Source organism: Arthrobacter sp. Sr24 (genome assembly GCF_054511175.1).
This window is the reverse complement of record NZ_JBTNDB010000021.1, coordinates 45,376-65,306: the sequence shown is the minus strand read 5'-3', so window position 1 is coordinate 65,306 and position 19,931 is coordinate 45,376. Positions and strand designations below refer to the sequence as shown.

The following is a 19,931-nucleotide window of genomic DNA, read 5'->3' as shown; positions in this document are numbered from 1 at the left end:
GTCCTTTGTGAGTTCTTTGATCGGTACTCACTGACCATCGCACGATGGCTCTTCACATCAGAAATTCGATGCCAAGCAACGGGAAACTACACCACTTCACGGGACGTAACCGCGTTATCGCTTGGTCGATTGTTGGCGCTGGCGCACTCGCAGCAGGTGTTGGCACCGTGGTAGTCTCACGCCGCCGCAGCCGTAATGCAGAAAACGCATAACGCACCGCAAAAGATCCACGTTCCGTGCTGAACATAGTGATGGCCCGAAGCCCTTGGCTTTGGGCCATCACTATGTTCAACGCGAGTGCATGAGCTCCCTTAGAATAAGGACGTGAATACAGTCAGCCACAAGGTGGCCATTGCTTTGGGCATAGCTTACTTCTTTGCCCTGATGGCTATCTTGTTCTGGCCTTCACCGGTAGACAGACCAATTGACGGAGCTCTCAGCCATCTTCTCCAGTGGCTGCACAGCCGCGGAGTGCCGCGGTGGCTTATCAGCTACCGGAGCATTGAATTCACCGCCAACATTGCCTTGTTCGTACCCTTTGGCGTTATTGTGGCCCTCCGGCTGCCACGCCACAGGTGGATGCTGACAGTGGTCATCGCCGCGGCAGTCTCCATCGCTGTTGAACTGGCCCAAGGAGTTTTTCTTACGGCACGTGTCCCCGCCTTGAGCGACGTCATCGCTAACACCGCAGGCGGATTCATTGGCGCCCTGCTGGTGCGCCTCATTTGGTCGCTGCGACGGCGAAGGGTCCTGGCCAACGCGCGTTAAACCGTTTGGTTCAGGGCATCCTCAGCAGCAACCCAGGCCATCATGGCGCACTTAACGCGGGCCGGGAACTTAGATACTCCGGACAGCGCAGCGGCATCGCCAAGAATCTCCTCGTCAGCTACCAGCTTTCCGCGTGAGCGCATGACCTCACGGAAATTCTCAATCAGGGTGGCCACCTCAGCGCGGTTCAGCCCCACCACCATGTCACTGAGGATAGAGGCTGAGGCCATGGAAATAGAGCAGCCATCACCTGCCCAGTGAATGCCTGAGACCTCTGCCCCTGCTGTCTCAATGCGCAAGGTGATCTCATCCCCACACACCGGATTCAGCTGGTGGCACTGGCCCACATTGGCCGGCAAATGCTGCCCATCCAACTGATCGTTGCGCAAGTCTGCCCCGCGCCTGGTCTTGGACTCTTCCAAAATGATCTGCTGATACAGCGAATCCAACGCGCTCACAATGACGCACCTTCCACTCCAAAGTAGACACGCACGCCGGCCACCGCGACCAGAAACGCATCAACTTCGGCAGTTGTGTTGTACAAATAAGTGCTCGCCCGAGTGGACGAGTTCAATCCCAAGCGGCGGTGCAGCGGCTGGGCGCAATGGTGACCCACACGGACGGCGATGCCAGCAGCGTCAAGGAACTGGCCCACATCGTGTGCGTGCACGCCTTCCACCTCAAAGGAGACCAAGCCGGCTCGGGGAACGCCCGCGGCCGGGCCCAAGACTCGAATGCCCTCGATGGCTTCTAAGCCGCTCACGAGGCGCTGGCCGAGCTGGACCTCCCACGCGTGGATGCGGTCCATGCCAGTTTCCTGCAGATAGTTGGCAGCGGCCGCCAGCGCTACCGCTTGGGAGATGGGTTGGGTCCCGGCCTCAAAACGTTGTGGTGCGGGTAGGTAGCCGGCTTCTTCCATGGTGACGGTGGTGATCATGGAACCACCTGTAAGAAATGGCGGCATGGCATCAAGGAGCTCGGCACGGCCATACAGCCCCCCAATGCCGGTAGGCCCAAGCATCTTGTGACCGGAGAAGACAGCGAAGTCTACGTCGAGTGCCTTCACATCCAAGGGCAAGTGTGGAGCTGACTGGCAAGCGTCAAGGACAACGAGCGTACCGGCTGCATGAGCCAGTGACGTCAACTGCGTAACCGGGTTGATGACGCCGGTAACGTTGGATACGTGGGTAAAGGACAGCACCTTGGTGCTGTGGGTGATCAGAGTGGCGGCCGCGTCCATGTCCAGCGAGCCGTCGTCGTGGATGGGGATGTAACGCAAGGTGGCACCAGTGCGACGGCACAGTTCCTGCCACGGGATGAGGTTGGCGTGGTGTTCCATCTCCGTCACCAGCACCTCATCCCCGGTTGTGATGGCGAACTTCTTAGCGGCCTCTGACACGGTGCCAACACTGGCGTTGCCGAAGGAGTAGGCGATCAGGTTGAGCCCGGCGGTGGCGTTCTGCGTCCAGACGAGCTCGTTGTCATCGGCGCCAATGAAGGCGGCCACTGTGCTGCGGGCTTCTTCAAAGACGTCTGTGGCGGCCACGGCCAGCGTGTGAGCACCGCGGTGCACTGCCGAATTGCGCTGCTCGTAGTATTCCTGCTCAGCCTCCATAACGCTGAGCGGGTTTTGCGAGGTTGCTCCGGAATCCAGGTAGACCAGCGGCTGGCCGTTAACATGCTGCTCCAGGATGGGGAAGTCATTGCGGATCCGCAAGACCTCCGTGTCCGTCAACGGACCGAGGCGGTGGCGCTCGGTGGCTTCTGTCTCCAAGTGGGTGCTCCTAGTCAAGTAGTGCGGTAGGCCGTGGTGCTACCTAGAATCAGGCGCGGCGAATAGGTCACGTCGGCATCACCTAATTGTTGCACTTTTCGACTGTAGTGACATCAAAGGTGCGGCTTACTTCGGGCCGCTGTAATCCCGATAAGCCACATGGTGATCCGAGCGCAACAACAGGGCCCCACCTGGGGCGGGACCCTGTTGTGCGCTCAGCTCACGCTAAATTACTCAGTTCAACTACTAGGGAGCCGCGGAAATAACCACCGTTCCCATGACGGCACTTGAAGATGCGACAGTTGCCGTGGCGGTTAGCCCACCAACGCTGGTACCGGTAACGGGACCATTGCTGTCTGTGAGCAGCCAGCTCATATGTCCAGCACCGGTGCCGGCTCCCATCTGGCGTACAGTCTGACCAGCAGGACCTGCCCAGCCTGTGGTTGCGGCTGTCTTATCTGACCAGTATTGCAGGGCCCAATTACCAGTTGCTGCCGTTGCTGTCGGTGTGGTGTGTGTGGTCCTGCTGACTGTCTCTGGTTGCATAACGAACGATGCTGCACTGACTTGCGCGTCGCGATACACCGAGAGTGTCAGGCTCCCCCGCCCATAGGCTGCGGTCCGAACGGTGAGGGTGCTTCCTGCATCAGCAGCCGTGGCTACCTTTGATAGGAACATCCCACGCATTGACGCCGTCGCCGACTCGGCCACCACCGACCAACCAGCCGGTGGAGTGACAGCCACAGTGCCCGAGTTGGTGGTGAACGCAGCAACCATCACATCTCCAGCCAAGACTTGAGCTGGCGTCACGAGCGAATGGTTCATGACAGAACCTGAACTGCTGTTCTCAGTTGCCGAAGAAACGAATGACACCGCCGATGATACTGGCGGCCCAGGATCATCGGCCACTGTCACAGCCACAGTTTTTACATTACTGGCACCGAGATTGTCCTTCACTGTCAGCACCACATTGTAGGTACCAGCTGCGGCGAACGTATGGGAAACGATCTCCCCATTTGCCGTGGCACCCGCTGGCAAGGCCCAAGCCCAGGAGGCTATGGTGCCATCAGGATCCGAAGATCCCGATCCATCAAAGGTGCAATTGAGGAAGGTGCAATCGTTGGTGAACGACGCAACGGGTGACTGATTAGCCACTGGCGAGGCTGTGACTGTCACATTCACAGTAGATACCGCAGTGGCCCCATCATCGTCCGTGACGGTCAGCTTCACCGGATAGGTGCCGGCTGCCGCAAATGTGTAGGAAACGATCTCCCCGTTTGCCGTAGCACCAGCAGGCAGGGCCCAAACCCAGGAGGCTATGGTGCCGTCAGAGTCCGAAGACCCCGTGCCTGTGAACGTACAGTTCAAGAACGTGCAATTGCTCGTGAACGACGCCACTGGCGGCACATTCGGGGTCGGCGGGGCCGTCACAGTTACATTCGCAGTAGATACCGAGGTGGCCCCCTTATTGTCTGTGACAGTCAGCGACACCGAGAAGGTGCCAGGTGTTGCGAACGAGTGGGAATATACACCCGTGCTCCCCGTACCGCCATCGCTGCTTGTCCAGGCGTATCCGGCGATGGTCCCGTCAGGATCGGAGGAGCCAGTACCAGTGAACGTGCAATTCAAGGACGTGCAATTGTTCGTGAACCTCGCCACTGGAGGCTGATTCGGGTTGGGTATCACAGATCCCGTACCCGGTTTGGCGATCAATGACTTCGCGGCCCACTGAGTCCCATCCATGCTTGGTCCGCTAACGGCGGTTGATGTACCAGAGACAGCACCATTGCCAAGCGCATCAGTCCATGTCATGGCGTTGAGATTGCCATCAGAGGAGGCCCAGTAGAGTTTGCCTCCGGCGAGGAACATGCCTCGAACATTTGCCCAGGCCATTCCACCGGTAGCCCCTGTAATAGTGAACTGCTGAGCACCGACAATCTTGCTATCAAGGTCAAAGTAACGCATGTAGAGCGAGTTCTGCCCAGATAGTGTGTAGTAGATCCTGCCGTTGGAATAGAACAGCCCCGTCATTGATTGCATGTTGACAGCAAAATCACTGAGACCATAGAGATCAAGTTCCGTTGCCGAACCAATTTGGGTGCCGTTGAAGGAACGCTGCTGGAACTGCCCTGTGGCTGTTGCCAGATACAGGGAGCCATTAGCAACGAATCCGCCTCGGACGCTATCCCAAGGTACTGAACCGGTCACCGCTGCTGTGCTGCCCGAGCCGGTGGTCCCGTTGAAGTACAGTGCCTTCATCTGATCTGCCGAGGTAGCCGGTGGGGCGGACGCGTCAAGGTTCACAATCTCCAAACCATTGACTGCCGGGTTTTCAATATTGTGTAAGAACGTCAGGTCAACTGTCCCGTCGCTGACGATGTCCTTGGAGAGCATGGTGCCAACATCGTGTCCAGCGGTGCCATTGGCGTCGAAGTTCTCGAACGCCATCTGACCATCCAGAGTCATGGAATACACTCGTGAACCTGGCGTCGTGGTACAGCCGCACCGATCCGAAAGGTACACACGTACTTGCACGTGAGTGCCAGCAGGAACGGGGAAGGAATAAGTCAATTCCGGACTTCCAGAATCATCCCACCGTTCAGTGGAGTAAACAGCCAGCGGCGTAGTAGCCGGTACCGCCGCCGTAACCTGAGGCACGCTTGGGTATTGAGCAGCGTTTCCAGTGTTGCGATAGTTGCTCCCTGGAGGCGAGGTATCACCTACCCAATCGGGACCAGCATCCAAGGACGACACCGTCTCGCCCCCAGTGTTCACACGGTACATATAGCGGGCGTCAACTGTTGTGCTTGGCGCTCCGCTTTGCAGCACATCTACCGGCAAAACAGGTGCCGACGCTGTCGGGATAGCATGTCCACCCACCAACGGGAACATGGCAATCCTAGCCCGGTAGAGGTAACGGGCTATCCGGTCTGTATCCGAACCGACCCACAACCCTTGGGTAGTGGCCAGCAGGTCAAAGACTCCCCTTCCGCGATCACGTCCGGGATTCCAGTCAATTGGCATGCCGTTGGTGCTACTGAGGGCCCCAATGCCTTCTCGACTCACAGCTCCCTGCCCGGCCGCATCGGCACGGTACGGGTTGTTAACCCACCTGTTGTGTCCTCCAAAGTAGATCGTTTCCCCGGTGCTCTCCAACGCGTAGATACTGTCTCCTCCGGTGTAATCAGTCCACACGGGCGTGATCCCAACGCCCCTGGCTGAGGTCTGCCACTTGGAAATACTGTCGCAAAGCGATGGTGGGCCGCTGCCATAACCGCCCATGGAGCCTAAGACGAAGTAGGAACCATCGGGAGAGAAATCAAGATCATTGAGATAGTAGGCAAAACTCGAATAGCAGTTAGGCTTCCAGCTTTCTGTCTGCCAGGCCGCGACGCTTGCCTGCGGTGTGCTCAAATCAATCATGCCGACCTGCACACGATCGAGCCCATCCATGGTGCGGAAGTTTCCTGTCACGACCATGGTCTTACCATCAGGGGAGACATCAAATTTATGCACAAAAGTGGTGCCACCCAAATGCGTACCGTCAAAAACAACGTTCAGTTCCGGCAGCAGAGCACCGGTCGTGGGGTTCAGTGAAGCCAACTTGCTTCGCGGCGTGCCCTTGATAGTGGAAAATTCGCCGGCGACATAGAGCTTGCTGCCCACCAGTTTCATATCGTGCACTACGGCATCTATATTGCCCGGGTTGAAGGCCGTCACCCGGGCGCCATTACTCAGTGACAACTTTGTCACTTTTGTTACAGAGGCGCCGTTAAGCGTGCCAAATTGACCGCCTACGTAAACAGAGGTGCCGTCGGCAGCTGCCACGACACTTCGTACTGTGCTATTGAATTGCGGAGCAAATGAAGTGCTAATTTGTCCGTTGTTTTTATTGAATCCAACAATGTTGTTCCGGCTCAAAACTGCCCCACCGGTACTGGCCTGGACCTGAGTAAACTGGCCCCCCAATACAATCATGTCGCCAATTTCGGCAATTGAAAAAACGGTGCCGTCCAAGACGTTGGGTGTGTAATTGACCGGCGTGGATCGTACAACAGTGTTCAGGGCTTGTTCTGATGCAGTGGCCGCCGTGGGTGCAACGACGCATATACCCGCAATCATCAAAAAGCCCGCAAAAACCGCTAGGTATCTGCGCATAAGTCGCCCTCTTCTAAAAGGAAAGTCATCGCCAGTGCGGACTGAGAGTGTCTGCGCAATCCGCATTAGTGAAATTCAAACCCGGGAGGAAGACCCGGATGCCTCATTATGCGGCGCGGGCACCCCCCGAGGAAACACTCGCTAGGGGGCACAAATACTAGTCATCTAAGTGAAATTACTTAGGTGATCACTCGGCGCTACTTGTCTTTGCACATCAGCCATACAAGTCCTGTCCAGATGCGACCGCCGCCCACTAGGCTGACGAGCACAACTGCTAAGAAACAGCATTTTTACTGGGGAAAATGGAGTCACTAGTGGATTCAGGATTCAGCGCTCGTGGGGCGCCGTCTGCCGCCGGTTTCAAGCCGGCGCTTTCTGGAAACCACAAATCTCTTCTGTCGTTTTCCAATCCGGCACTTCCGCTGATCATTTTCTTTGGCGGATTTCCGCTGTGGTGGGCCATGGGCCTTGGCACCCTGGGCTTCCTGCTGATGGCGGTTCCTTTGGCCTATCACCTCTTACGTCAGCGCAAGATTCGAGTCCCCGCAGGCTTCGGTGTATGGCTACTATTTTTGGCGATTCTGTTGCTAGGTGCACTTATTTTATGGTCGCCTGTGCCCGGGCTGCTCTCCGAAATGGGAGTATCGCGGCTGGCGCCGTGGGGTTACCGGGTGATCTGGTTCAGCGCTGTCACAGTTGTTTTGCTATTTATTGGCAATACTGACGAAAGGGTGTTGCCCCGTAAATGTTTGATCCTGCTTATGGCATGGATGTTTTGCCTGACAGTGGCAGGCGGATACGCCGGCCAACTACTGTGGCAGCACGAATTCCGTTCAGTTTTGGAAATTGTCCTCCCTCGGTCAGTGACCTCTAATGTCTTCCTCGATTCACTGATCCATCCAGGGCTTGCACAGGTTCAAGACATTCTTGGATATTCAGAACCTCGCCCCAAGGCGCCCTTCGACTACGCCAACTCATGGGGCGCCAACTACGGCCTGCTCTTGCCGTTTTACCTGATGAGTTTCCGGTATGCCCGAACAGCGATTCACAAGACAGCCTTTGTAGCAATACTAGTGGCAGCCGTCCCGCCAGCAATTTTTTCTCTCAACCGGGGGCTTTGGGCAGGTCTTAGCATCTTGGTCGTTGTGGTTCTTATTCGTCAAGCCATCAACGCTCAGTGGTTCACCGTCTTGGGGACCATGGCGATCGGCGCACTCGCCTTCTTGGTGCTTTACTTCTCACCACTGTGGAATTTGATTCAAGCCAGGCTAGCCAATCCGCACAGTAATGAGGGGCGATCTAATCTTGCCGATATTTCCGTCGAGACGGTGCTAGCCAACTCCCCCCTCATAGGATTTGGATCCACCCGGCAGCGACAGGGTAACTTTTTCTCCATCGCCTCCGGTGCCACAGCTGACTGCCACCAATGCTCACCGCCCCAATTGGGCACTCAAGGCTCTCTTTGGTATCTGATCTTCTGCACTGGCATCTTTGGCTTGGCCCTCTTTGGGTGGTTCATTGTGCGGCGTACCAAAGCCGTCTTCACCAAGACCGAGACGTGGGCCACCCCACTGGTATATCCCGTGGTGTTTTTTGCTTGTATCTTGCCGGTCTACGACTTAGTGGGCTCGCCCTTGATGATTTTGATGATCACTCTAGGTTTGATCTGGCGATTCGAACAGCAGCAGGGAACTGTCCCTGACCGCCCTGAAAGGACACGTAATGGTCAGGCCGATGAGCTCTGAACAACGAGAAACCAGCAAACTATCGCCGCTTTTAGGCGATCTGACCACAACGCTTGCGGAGCTGTATCCGGCCGCCACGATCAAGGTGACCCGCGTGGGACAGGATGCCTCGGCACTGCGCCTGGTTCCGAGCAAGAGACGCCCCCGTATGGCGGTCACCGCCAGCCCAAGTTCAGCTGCCGCTCAAGCCCTACTGAGGCCCAGCGCGAGCGATACCTTCCGGACAGCGGCACCTCGACGGATACTCTCAGCGATGTTGTCACGCGGCCTAGGACCACTTTTGATGCCCTATGGACTGACCGGGCTGGATCCTGCAGACTCAATAGCCAACTACCTCGCGGAGGTCGTGGGCCATCGAGTTGTGGTGTCCTTAACAGTTGGGTCTGCTCGAGCAAACCGGAAACCCATCCTCAACGTGCACCGCGAAGACGGAGTAGAAATCGGCTTCGCCAAAGTTGGTTTGAACGACCTCACTAACCAGCTAGTCCACCATGAAGGACAGGCCTTGGGACGGCTCGCAGCGGCAGGAACCCCAACGTTTGAAGCGCCACAAACGATTCATAGCGGACGGTGGCAAGGTCACGAAGTCCTTCTTATGAGCGCTCTGCGGCCTGACGTGCCGCAACGTCAACTAGCGCCCTTGACCGCAGCTGCCGCAGGCATCATCGCTACGGCTCCGATTTATCACAGCACCATAGGAGACAGCGCGTGGGCCTCCGGTCTGGGCCATTCCACGGCAGAATTACGGGGCACCAGCGACAGGGATCTCCCCGTTCTTCTAGACCAATTTCTGCGCTTACACCAACACACCGTCATTCCTTTTGGTGCGTGGCACGGAGATTTTGGCCCGTGGAACTTGGCCCATACATCCTCTCTTCCGATGATCTGGGATTGGGAACGTTATGCTCTCGATGTCCCGGGAGGCATGGATGTGGTGCACTATCAGGCGCACCGGGCGCTGCGTCAGATTGGTAACGTCGCAGCGGCTCGCAGCGCTTTGGAAAACTCGGCCATGACTGCCTTGAGCAAAGTTTTGGCACGGACCCCCGGCGTCAATACGCCAACTCCCGCCGCTCTCCACGCCATTGTGATCGGCTACTTGCTGACCATCGCCACCCGTTTCACCCTGGATGCGCACACCCCTACCGGTGGGCCAATCAGGGACTTGGCGCAGTGGCACCGAACCGTTATTTACGATCAACTGCAACGTGGTTTGAGTACCACCGATGCGAGTCAGGCGGCACAGCGATGACAGCCTTAAACACTCTGCGCAGCACGGCGCGTAGCGGCGCGCGGGCCGTGATTTCCGCCGTCGGGCAGGCCAGCGCGCCCTTACGCATGGATCCCACATTCATTATTGCCGGCGCCCAGCGTTGCGGTACGACCAGTCTCTACAGAATGCTGGCCGCACATCCGGACATGGTGGCACCGGCGCTCAACAAGGGCATCCACTACTTTGACACTGCCAACAGATTTCGGCGCGGACAGAAATTCTATAGCGGGCACTTCCCACTCCGGCGGCCGGGGACGGGCGCATCGTTCACGGGGGAAGGCAGCCCGTATTACCTCTTCCACCCACTGGCGATGTCACGGATCGCAGCTGCCTATCCGGAGGTGAAAGCCATTGTTCTTCTCCGTGACCCAGTGGAGCGAGCATATTCGGCTTATAAGCAAGAAAAATCGCGAGGTTTTGAGACGTTAGGATTTGCTGCAGCACTCGCCGCGGAGCCCGGCAGATTGGACGGTGAAGAGGAACGCATCGTGGCAGATCCGTCCTATCAGTCTTTCTCCCACCAGCACCACGCCTACGTAGCACGGGGCCATTATGCTGGCCAATTGGAACGTGCGTTTGATGCTTTGGGACGGGACCATGTCCTGATTCTCGATGCAGATGATTTCCTAAGTTCGGAACTGTCCCAATGGCACGTTTTAGCGGAATTCCTCGGCATCTCCCAGTGGCGCCCGGCGCAGACATTGCAGTCCAACGCCCGGCCGAGCGAACGCATGGACCAGCAACAAAGGGCATGGCTGGAGGAACAGTTTACTGACGATAATACTGAGCTCATTGCACTGTTGGGCTACGTCCCCAGTTGGTTGCGATGACGGCCTTGCTTGAGAATAGAGAGTTACCCGTGCACCAGAAACCGGAGCGGGGAGGTGCTCCTGGTGAACAGGATCTGCGCTACTACGTTGATTTCCTCAGAAAGAGCTGGTCAATCATCATTGCAGCAATACTCATCGCAGTGGTGTGCAGCACAGTCCTTTTTCTGAATACAACACCTAAGTTCCGGGCCCGCACAGATGTTGTGGTTGTAGCGATCTCAGATTTAACGTTGGAAGGTAAAAAAGTCTCGGATGTCTCCATCGATTCCGCGGTTCAGGTGCTCTTGTCAGACCAAGTACTGGGCAACACGGCCCGGGCACTCAACTACCCGAACCGTTCCAGCGGATTGATTGCGGACATGGACATCTCACCGTTGATCAATTCACGCATTCTACGGATCTACATCTCATCCCCTACACCGGAGCTGGCTTATGATGCCGTCACGCTCCTCACCGAAAACTTCCTGGCGGCTCGGTTGACGTCGCTGCAGAACAATGAAGCTGCTCGAACAGCCACGCTCAAGGCCCAAATGGCAACCGTTCAGGTGTCTCTGGACGCAGCCAGATCGAAACCAGCCAGGGTAGGGGATGAGGTGGATGAAACAATTCCCCTGCTTCTACAACAACAGGCCGCTCTGCAAACGGAACTTATTGCGCTTTCTGTCAGCGTCGCCGAGCCCGGCTACATTTCTCACGCCGCTGAGCTTCCTGTCAGTAGTGCACGGCCCCGTGGCATGGTTTTTGCCGGCTCCTCACTAGCTGTCGGGCTGCTGGCTGGCTGCACCACTGCCACGTTCATGAACCGGCGGCACCCACGCCATCGCACTAATTCCTAACCTGAAGAAAGCCGGCCATCATGCTCCCCTCAAGCGACCAATCCGACGGCGCAGTGGATGTAATTATTGCTACCCGGGACCGCATTCAGCTGCTGCAGGAAAGTGTGTCGGCTATCAGCGCTCAAGACTATCCAGGGCTCATCCGGACCACGATAGTATTCGATAACGCCAGCCCCCGCGTCGATTTGGAGCACACCACGGGCAACCGGCAAGTTCGAGTCATGGCCAATACCCGGACTGCAGGACTTCCCGGTGCCCGCAACACGGGACTGCTCGCGGCCACAGCACCGTGGGTTGGGTTCTGTGACGACGACGACGCCTGGCGACCGCAGAAACTTAGCCAACAACTGGCTGTGATCACTGCACGCAATGCCCTTGGTTGTGTTAGTGGAATTGAAGTTCATTTTGGCGAACAACGCAAGACACGCATCCCTGACGCCACTGAAATCACGGTCGCTGCACTTTCTGGGAGCCGGATGACCGGGGCCCACCCATCTACCTATCTGTTTGACCGTGCCCGGCTATTAGACTCCGTTGGACTCGTCGATGAAAAGCTGCCTTTTGGGTATGGCGAAGACTACGACCTTCTTCTGCGTGCTGCCGAGGCCGGGCTCATCGCGGTCCATGCTGGGGTGGGTGCGGATATTCTGTGGCATCCGGGCGGGTCCTATTTCTCTCAGCGATGGGAAGCGATGGCGGATGGATTGGAGTACTTGTTGGAGAAGCACCCTGTTATTACGGAAAACAAGCGCGGAAACGCGTGGATGGAAGGTCAGCGGGCTTTCGCGCTGGCCGCCCAGCATAATCAACGGGGCAATGCGATCCGGACGGCGTACAGATCGTTGACCATGGATGTCAGGGAACCCAGGGCCTACCTGGCACTGCTCGTGGCAGCTGGACTGATCCGGCCAGCCACCATTGTCAAAGCCCTCAATGCGCGTGGCCGCGGCATCTAGGACCTTCCTTGAGCTGCTGGTTCCAGCGACTGGCTACCGGCTACTGGCGGTAGCGCTACTTCTGGCCATGTTGGCCGTAAACCAGTCGAAGCGGTAACGTCAACACTCCTGCAACACGACGAGCTTTGGCTGGCATCTCCACTTTCCATGCTGAATCGAGCCGAATCTTCAGCTCCCCCGTTTTCATTCGCATTGGATTGCCCGCTACCGTATGGTGAACGCCCAGAACTACCGAGTGCGGCTGAATAAAATCGGTGTCCCCCGGGTTCACAGGATGGCCAGCGAAGTGCAGAATATCCTCGACGACCGCGCGCGGATCACCCATGAAATCCTCATAGTGCACTGTCTTGACAGGGACCCGCAGCACAGTCAGTGCGTGGAACAGAACGCTGTAGAGGGACCAGTTTGCCACGGCGGCTACGGTGGAGTACCTGGGCATATAGGCCTCAGCCTCACCCGTCTCCGGCCGGCGAACCACCTTCGACCACGAATAGGCAACTCCACGTGGATCCCTGACCACCAGCACGCATTTGAGATCTATGCGTGCCCGGCGCAGAAAATAGGCGTAAGCAGGATGCTTGCTGGAATCAATCACTAGCTCCGCCTCGCCGCTGGCAGCTGCCGCATAGAGGTCATTGACCCGGTCCATGAGCCGCCGGGCCCGCTGACGTCGAGCGGAGGGGTACCACCCGGTCAATAGCTCGGCCAAATGTCGATTACGCACCACGTCCTGCCGGTCCGTGACGGCTTCAGCACTATCGACTGCGCCCCAGCCACCGAAAGCACGATCGCCGATGCCCTGCCAAAAGACGCAGTCATGAAACGCCAATCCACAACCACACAATTCGTTGTCTCGCAGTCCCCGTTCCCACAGATGCAACACCTCTCCCAGCCCCGTCACACCTACACACTCGGCCAGGCACCGCTCCAGTAAGGTTGATCCGCTGCGACCAAACCCACCCAACATGAGCACATTAGGACGCATTTGAGCACCCCTGGCATCGCTGGAGTGGATTTTTGAATTGTGATTCATTGAAAGATCCCCTTGTATCCCAAATACGGCACATGGAGAGCGCCGATTTATAGATTCTGTCACCTTGTGTCAAGGGTGTGTTGTTATGAGACAATTCGTCATTCCTCAGACACACTTCCAAGTTGTTTCTAGGTCACATATTCGACATTTTTTCTATCGTTTACTCTACGAATCTGAACTGTTATGTGCGATGCTTATCAGAATAGGCCCTACGCACTATTAGCTAGGTCTCAAGCTCGGGGTGGGAAAAGTGAACGAAACAACAAACCGCGCGGCGTTTTTCAGCAGAGCGTTGCGTCATCATTGGATTTTTGCTGTTGTAATTCTGGTAATTGGCTGCATGGTTGCCGCGGGATCAATCATGATTACCAAACCCACATATTCTTCAACCAGCATTGTGTTTCTCCAACCGCTGGCAGGAAACCCTTATTCACCCACAACGCCACCGTCCCGGACCGAGCAGCTGGCAGCACTCACCACAGAAGCTGGTCTTGTCTACACCGATGTCGTTGTTGGCGCCGCTGTGAAGCTAGCCACGCAAAAGGGCGTGACGCTGCCGGCCGACATGCGCGCAGATATTTTCACTGAGGTACCTTCCAACTCTCAAGTTGTTCAGATCACCTACACGCAGGCGAATCCGCAGCTGGCGCAAGCAGGTGCCCAAGCACTCGCCGAAAGTTACCTCAACTACCGCAAAGAACGCGCCACCCGCGTTGTGACAGCAGAAACTGAACTGCGCAACCAGCAGTTGGCGTCCATCACCACCTTGCTCGACACCGCCTCGAAGCAGCTAGATAGTGCACGCCGGAACATTTCTGTACAGGCTCAGATCTTGGATCTGGAGCAGCAGGTCACCCTTTATGCCAACCAACTTGCCCAAGTGCGGCTCCTGCAAACTGGTGCAGATTCCACTTCTATCATCCCCGGCGACATTATTAGCCCGGCAGTACTGCCCGGTAGCCCCAATGGCATCAACCCAGCGCTGATCGCGGTCGGCGTGGTTTTGCTCTTCGCCCTCTTCGCACTCATCGTACTCTTGGCCAGGGAGCATTTTGATCAGAGTATCCGGGATGAAGGTGATATTACTGCCGCTGGTGGAGGGCCGTTGCGTGGCACGATTCGACGCTGGAAGTCCCCGGATCAGCTGATCCCGGATACCGATGGTTACCGCCGCCTACAACTCGTTCTGCAATCTGCGCAACCACTGGAAAATCACGTCCTGCTCCTGACTGGCGTACCGCATGGGACTGATACTTTGCAGGTTTCCAGGGAATTAGCCACGGCTTTCGACGACGCAGGAACTCCTGTCGTGCTCGTGCAAGCTACCAAAACTGAACACGAGGACACGTCATCTGTCGTTGGGCTAACCGACCTCCTGGCCGCCGGCCGCACGCCGTCGGACGTCTGGCGGCTGCTCCAACCGCAGGGAAAGCACATGGTCTTGGAGCTGGGCACCCTTGTGGAACGTTGGGATGAGCTCTCGCTCCGCCCCGCCCTGGGCGAGATCTTGAACGAACTGCGTACCGATGCTGTAGTCCTAGTGGCAGGGCCCTCGTTGGACACGGCAGCCGGAGTGGCTTTGGCAAATCATGCAGCAGAAGTCATGCTGGTCATTGATGCCCACCAGGCAACGGTGGCGGCGCTGGCACCAGTCCTGGACGTGATGCGGCAAATTCATAGCGAATTTGCCGGTTCTGTACTCCTCGGCCGTGCCGAGCGCCGCCTAACACCTCGCCGAGCTGCTGGTGTGGGTTCGTCACCGGACCAAGACACCCGCCCCACCGAGGAACGTCCACATCAAGATCAGGATGCCCCCGCAACTTCCCCCGGACCATCCACAGACTCCACAGTCGTTGATCCCCCACCACTGCCATCCAACCGGGTGTTTTCCCACCAGCCGCGCAACTAATACCGCGATGTCCACCGGCAACGACCTCACCAATAATCAAGAAATTCCCACACCACCACAACACGGCCACCAAGCTGATGCGCACCATGCGGTAAAGCGAATCGCCCGGGCTGGCAGCGCTAACCTCCTCGGCGCAGGCCTGTCGGCGGTAGCAAACTTCGTGCTGGTCATTCTGATTACTAGGTTGTGGGACGCTACAACTGCTGGCACACTTTTTGCGCTGTCGTCACTGTTCCTCATCGCCTTAGCGCTTTCGCAGTTGGGCGTTGATCAGGGTCTTATCCGCTTCTTGGCATGGAATGCTGGCCGGGGACAAAGTGGCGGCAATCGGCGACTGATTCTCAGCGGAATCTTCGTGGCGCTGTCCCTGGCACTGTTTATCATGACTCTGGGGGTGGTTTTTGCAGCAACGGTGGCGCAGTTCCTTGTGGATGCGGCCAGCGTTCAAGCAGCCGAAATGCTCACGGTCCTGGCGTGCGCGCTACCAGTTGCTGCAGCTTATGAATTGTTCTTGGCGGTGACGCGAGGACTGAGCATCATGAAACCCACCATCGTCATTGAACGTATGGTGAGACCAGTATTGCAAGTCTTGGCGGTCTTAGCTGTGGGCTTGGCCGGAGGCAACGCAACTGCACTAGCCCTGGCATGGTCCGCCCCCTATGTGGTGGGTCTTTGCAGCGTCGCAACTTGGCTGGTTGTACACCGACATGCCCTATTTCGCTCCGACTCAGCTGTCACCGCTACGTCTCCACGAGCTGATATCGGCGAATTCTGGCGCTTCACCATACCCCGCGGTTTCGCCCGCCTCGCACAGGTGGGTCTGCAGCGCTCAGACATCATCCTCGTGACGATCATTGCCGGCCCTGCTGTCGCCACCCTATATACCGCCGTCTCGAGGTTCCTTGCCCTCGGTCAACTTGCAACTGCCGCAATTCAACAAGTCAGCGAACCCCAAATCGCCAAGTTGCTGTCCAGAAATAACCACGACGGAGCCCGCCTGGTCACGAGGCAACTCACCTTGTGGTCAGTCATCCTAGCGACACCGATCTACATCACGTTTGTCGTGTTTGCGGATGTTTTACTCTCGACCTTTTTTGGCGACAGCTACGTAGCTGGAGCAGATTCTCTTCGGATCTTGGCCCTTGCCATGCTCTTCGCTGCAGCGATGGGGCCAATGGACATGCTTCTGCTCATGGCTGGCCGCAGCAGCCTCTCACTGCTCAACACCATCTCCGCACTCATAGTGGACATAGGAGCCTGTCTCCTACTGATCCCTATCTGGGGCGCCACGGGGGCAGCCGTGGCCTGGATGGGGGCCATCATCGTCAAGAATGTACTGTGTTATTTGCAAGTTCAGCGAACGCTAGCAATTTCCCCCTTCTCACGCCAAGGCGCCATGGCAATAACTGCAATTTTTGTGATCTTCTTCATGCTGACAAGTCTGGCGAGATGGGTCTTCGCTGAGAACCTCATGACCGATTTACTCATTGTCTTTGGGGCAGCGCTCATCTACGCTTCTTGCCTGTGGTGGCGCCGCGACGGGCTGATTCTCAAGAGTTAACTGCAGGTGGGATGTCACACCAGAGGTCAGTTCGTGAACAGAGGAACTCACCTCACAGAGAGTAGGCGGGCCGCAACCGCACCCACAATGGCGATTTGTCCTCATGATGCGCGTCCAGTAGTATCCATAACGGTTCAATAACTATTATTGCGGCTAGCTTGTTGGCTGGGGCCAAGGTGGCAGCCGAAATGGAGTTTTAGGTATGACGAATCACTCTTCGTCTAAGCATTTCAGGAGCTCACCCCATGTGAGCATCCCCCAGAAATTTTCAGTAACAAAGCCGCTGGCGGCAGTGGCGTCAGTGGTCCTGCTGATGTCAGCCCTATCAGTCGCCCTCCCGGCGCAGGCCGCAGAAGGCAATGTGGCCGTGGCCGACGGATATACCGTTTCGACGGTTCCAAGCAAGTCATATGGCACCGCAGCCAAGATCTCCGTGGGCTTCGACAGCGCCGACAGCAAGAGCGGCTATCTCAAATTTGTGGCTTTGGGCCCTATTGCCAGCACTGATCAGCTCAATATTGAGCTGACGGTTCTCGGTGGCACGGCGGGCGTCATCAAAGCTGCCACCGTTGCCTCTTCGTGGAGCGAAGGCACCTTGACGTACGCTTCTGCTCCTGAAGCTGGTAAGTCAGTCGGCAGCGTCGCCGTAACCGGGGGGGAGGAAAAGGTTGCCCTGACGCTCAGTGGGATATCTGCCAGCGACGGCACGGTTTCGATCAAATTGGATCGGAGCAGCGGCTTGAGCCGTATTGCGTCCCGCGAAGCGGCTGGAGCGCAGCCAAGTATCACTGTCACGAAGAACGCCACGACCGCCCCTACGACACCTCCGGTCGGAACGACGCCGCCGGTGGTGACGCCGCCGACCACACCCCCGGTCGTGTCAAAGCCATCGACCTGCCAGGTCTCTGCCAAGCTGGTGCCGAGTTGCGGCGTCCTCTATGGTGCGTCAGCGAACCCCCTCTCCGGTGAAAGCTGGGATCAAGCCCTCGTTAACTTTGAGAAGACCTCAGGGCGCACGATGGACATTGCCCACTACTACAAGCGCGGCCAGAGTGCCATGTTCCCCAACACGGCTGAGCTTAACCGCCAGGATGAAACTGGTAAGAACAGGATTCTCTTCTACAACTGGAAGCCAAGTGGTCAGACGTGGCGCCAGGTTGCCGACGGTGCAGCGGATAGTTACCTCAAGCAGCTTGCAGCGCACATGAAGGCCAATGCCGACAAACCGTTTTATCTTTCCTTGAATGCCGAGATGGAAGATGAAGTGAAGACCGCTGCTGGCTCAGGTCAGACAGCTACGGATTACCGTGACTTCTTCCGCCATGTTACCCAAGTACTGCGTGCCAATGGCGCCAGCAATATGGTCACCGTCATGAACTACACGGGTATTCAAAAGTGGGGCGAAATGTCCTGGTTCAAGGACCTCTACCCGGGCAACGACGTGGTTGATTGGATCGCTCAGGATCCGTATGCTTTCGGCAAACCCCCTGTTTGGTTGACGGACTTCGCCGGGATGGTCAACCGCACGAGCAATTCTTCAACGTGGCCTGGTTTCTACAACTGGGCTGCAGCCAACTACCCTGACAAGCCGCAAATGCTGGGCGAATGGGGCGTTGATGAAGATCCCGCTTACCCCACGTATAAAGCTGATTTCTTCAAAACTGCAGAAGCACAGCTGACACAGCTGCCTAAGCTCAAGGCGCTCGTCTACTGGGATTCCAGCGGCGTAGAGCCCTCCGGAAACGTACTTTCGGTCGGAGACACTCTGGTGACGTCGAAGACTACCTCACTGGCCGCCTACAAGTCTTTCGCCAACAGCGATCTGCTCACTAAGGCTGGCGCCAGCTACCTGAAGTAGCAGCAGACTCTACCTACACTGATGGCGGGTGAGTGGCTTAATTGCCACTCACCCGCCATCAGTGTTTGCTCTGCAGCTTGGGTGCCCTACCCTTCACCGTGAATTTGACTTATGCTGAACACAATTCTGGGGGATGCAGTGATTGTGGAGGCATGGTGAATCCGTGGCGAAGCAGCCGACTCGGCCTGCTCACCTTTTTGCTGGGTTTGCTTTTTATCCTGCCTGGAATACCTCACACAACGCCGTGCCCGGTTCTTTTCGGAGTGGCGCCCAACCCGATGGAGGCTTCTCAGAATTGGGATGCGGCATTGATGGGCTTCGAGGACACTATTGGACGCCCGGTTGACATTGTCCGCTATTACAAACGCGGGCAGGACAAAGTGTTCCCCACAGCAACTGAGCTGAACCGCATTGACGAGAACGGGGTCCACCGAATCCCGTTCTACAACTGGAAGCCCGACGGGCTTACTTGGGGTGATGTTGCCAAGGGCGCGGCAGATGAGTATCTCCATGAACTCGCCAGAGAGCTAGGCGATAACCTCAAAGATCCATTTTTCCTCTCACTGAGTGCTGAAATGGAAGATGAGGTGGACGTTCGCTCCGGGTCTGGACAAACGGCAGCTGACTTCCGGGACTACTTTCGTTACGTCACACGCATGCTCCGTAGCAACGGCGTCACCAACGTCGTAACTGTCATGAACTACACAGGTAGCTACAAATGGGCCAGCCAGCCATGGTTCCTTGAGCTGTACCCTGGTGATGACGTGGTTGATTGGATTGCGCAGGATCCTTATGCCTATGATTTACTCCGCACTCCAGACCTCACCGCATTGCTGAACCAACAGGGCCCCGACTGGCCTGGATTTTATACTTGGGCTGCGACAACTTTTCCCGACAAGCCGCAAATGCTCGGTGAATGGGGCGTCCATGACCCACCAGATTCTCCTCGACTCAATGCCGACTTTCTTGATTCGGTTGCCAAGCAGCTACCAAGCTTTCCACGGCTCAGGGCCATGGTGTATTGGAACCACGGAGCCAAAACAGCTGATGGCCGAAGGATCTCCGTCGGCACCACAGCAGTAGATTCCAGCAGGCAATCTCTCCTAGCCTTTCGGCGGCTTGCGCACAGCGATATTTTGACGGCACCATGGGGCTGCCCAACCGGCGTGATCAAACGCGGGCCAGCTACTTAAAAACACCGCCGCACTACCTGTACCTTTCGCCTTCGGA

At 56.9% G+C, this 19,931-nt stretch carries 14 protein-coding genes; 10 read left to right on the top strand and 4 right to left on the bottom strand.

Annotation, left to right across the window (positions count from 1 at the left end):
- The first annotated feature begins 324 nt into the window (after positions 1-324).
- Entirely contained in the window at positions 325-768 is a 444-nt protein-coding gene (locus tag ACX80D_RS13520; protein WP_459323316.1) for a VanZ family protein, read from the top strand.
- Here the strand turns inward: ACX80D_RS13520 and sufU are convergent.
- From sufU to ACX80D_RS13505, 3 genes are all read right to left on the bottom strand, one after another.
- On the bottom strand, positions 765-1,226 hold the full coding sequence (sufU, locus tag ACX80D_RS13515; RefSeq protein ID WP_459323314.1) for a Fe-S cluster assembly sulfur transfer protein SufU: 462 nt from the start codon (positions 1,224-1,226) through the stop codon (positions 765-767). The genes ACX80D_RS13520 and sufU overlap by 4 nt on opposite strands.
- Positions 1,223-2,542 carry a SufS family cysteine desulfurase gene (locus ACX80D_RS13510; protein WP_459323313.1) on the bottom strand — a complete coding sequence of 440 codons (1,320 nt, stop codon included), beginning with the start codon at positions 2,540-2,542 and terminating at the stop codon, positions 1,223-1,225. Before ACX80D_RS13510 ends, sufU begins: the two co-directional genes overlap by 4 nt.
- Before the next feature lie 246 nt (positions 2,543-2,788).
- Positions 2,789-6,370, bottom strand: a complete 3,582-nt coding sequence (locus ACX80D_RS13505; protein WP_459323311.1) for a PKD domain-containing protein — start codon at positions 6,368-6,370, stop codon at positions 2,789-2,791.
- A 644-nt stretch (positions 6,371-7,014) separates the two neighbouring features.
- Here ACX80D_RS13505 and ACX80D_RS13500 point away from each other — a divergent pair.
- From ACX80D_RS13500 to ACX80D_RS13480, 5 genes are read left to right on the top strand one after another with little or no spacing between them, the layout of a single operon-like run.
- Positions 7,015-8,445 (top strand): hypothetical protein, encoded by a 1,431-nt coding sequence (locus ACX80D_RS13500; RefSeq protein WP_459323309.1) that lies wholly within the window; start codon positions 7,015-7,017, stop codon positions 8,443-8,445.
- Positions 8,435-9,697, top strand: coding sequence for a hypothetical protein (locus ACX80D_RS13495; protein ID WP_459323308.1), 1,263 nt, complete (start codon positions 8,435-8,437; stop codon positions 9,695-9,697). The genes ACX80D_RS13500 and ACX80D_RS13495 overlap by 11 nt, the downstream gene beginning before the upstream one ends.
- Positions 9,694-10,548 carry a sulfotransferase family protein gene (locus tag ACX80D_RS13490; protein WP_459323306.1) on the top strand — a complete coding sequence of 285 codons (855 nt, stop codon included), beginning with the start codon at positions 9,694-9,696 and terminating at the stop codon, positions 10,546-10,548. Before ACX80D_RS13495 ends, ACX80D_RS13490 begins: the two co-directional genes overlap by 4 nt.
- Positions 10,549-10,577: 29 nt before the next feature.
- A complete protein-coding gene (locus tag ACX80D_RS13485; RefSeq protein WP_459323304.1) occupies positions 10,578-11,384 on the top strand; it encodes a Wzz/FepE/Etk N-terminal domain-containing protein in 807 nt (268 codons plus the stop codon).
- A gap of 20 nt (positions 11,385-11,404) precedes the next feature.
- A complete protein-coding gene (locus tag ACX80D_RS13480) occupies positions 11,405-12,340 on the top strand; it encodes a glycosyltransferase family 2 protein (protein WP_459323303.1) in 936 nt (311 codons plus the stop codon).
- A gap of 55 nt (positions 12,341-12,395) precedes the next feature.
- Here the strand turns inward: ACX80D_RS13480 and ACX80D_RS13475 are convergent, their stop codons facing one another.
- Positions 12,396-13,373 carry a sulfotransferase gene (locus ACX80D_RS13475; protein ID WP_459323301.1) on the bottom strand — a complete coding sequence of 326 codons (978 nt, stop codon included), beginning with the start codon at positions 13,371-13,373 and terminating at the stop codon, positions 12,396-12,398.
- Between the two features lie 361 nt (positions 13,374-13,734).
- Here ACX80D_RS13475 and ACX80D_RS13470 point away from each other — a divergent pair, with 361 nt between their 5' ends.
- The 4 genes from ACX80D_RS13470 (at position 13,735) to ACX80D_RS13455 (ending at position 19,894) form a co-directional block, all read left to right on the top strand.
- Positions 13,735-15,282 (top strand): GumC domain-containing protein, encoded by a 1,548-nt coding sequence (locus tag ACX80D_RS13470; protein WP_459323299.1) that lies wholly within the window; start codon positions 13,735-13,737, stop codon positions 15,280-15,282.
- A gap of 7 nt (positions 15,283-15,289) precedes the next feature.
- Entirely contained in the window at positions 15,290-16,843 is a 1,554-nt protein-coding gene (locus tag ACX80D_RS13465; RefSeq protein WP_459323297.1) for a lipopolysaccharide biosynthesis protein, read from the top strand.
- Positions 16,844-17,090: 247 nt separating this feature from the next.
- On the top strand, positions 17,091-18,701 hold the full coding sequence (locus tag ACX80D_RS13460; RefSeq protein WP_459323295.1) for a CBM96 family carbohydrate-binding protein: 1,611 nt from the start codon (positions 17,091-17,093) through the stop codon (positions 18,699-18,701).
- Positions 18,702-18,979: 278 nt separating this feature from the next.
- A complete protein-coding gene (locus ACX80D_RS13455) occupies positions 18,980-19,894 on the top strand; it encodes a glycoside hydrolase family 26 protein (RefSeq protein ID WP_459323293.1) in 915 nt (304 codons plus the stop codon).
- The last annotated feature ends 37 nt before the right edge of the window (positions 19,895-19,931 follow it).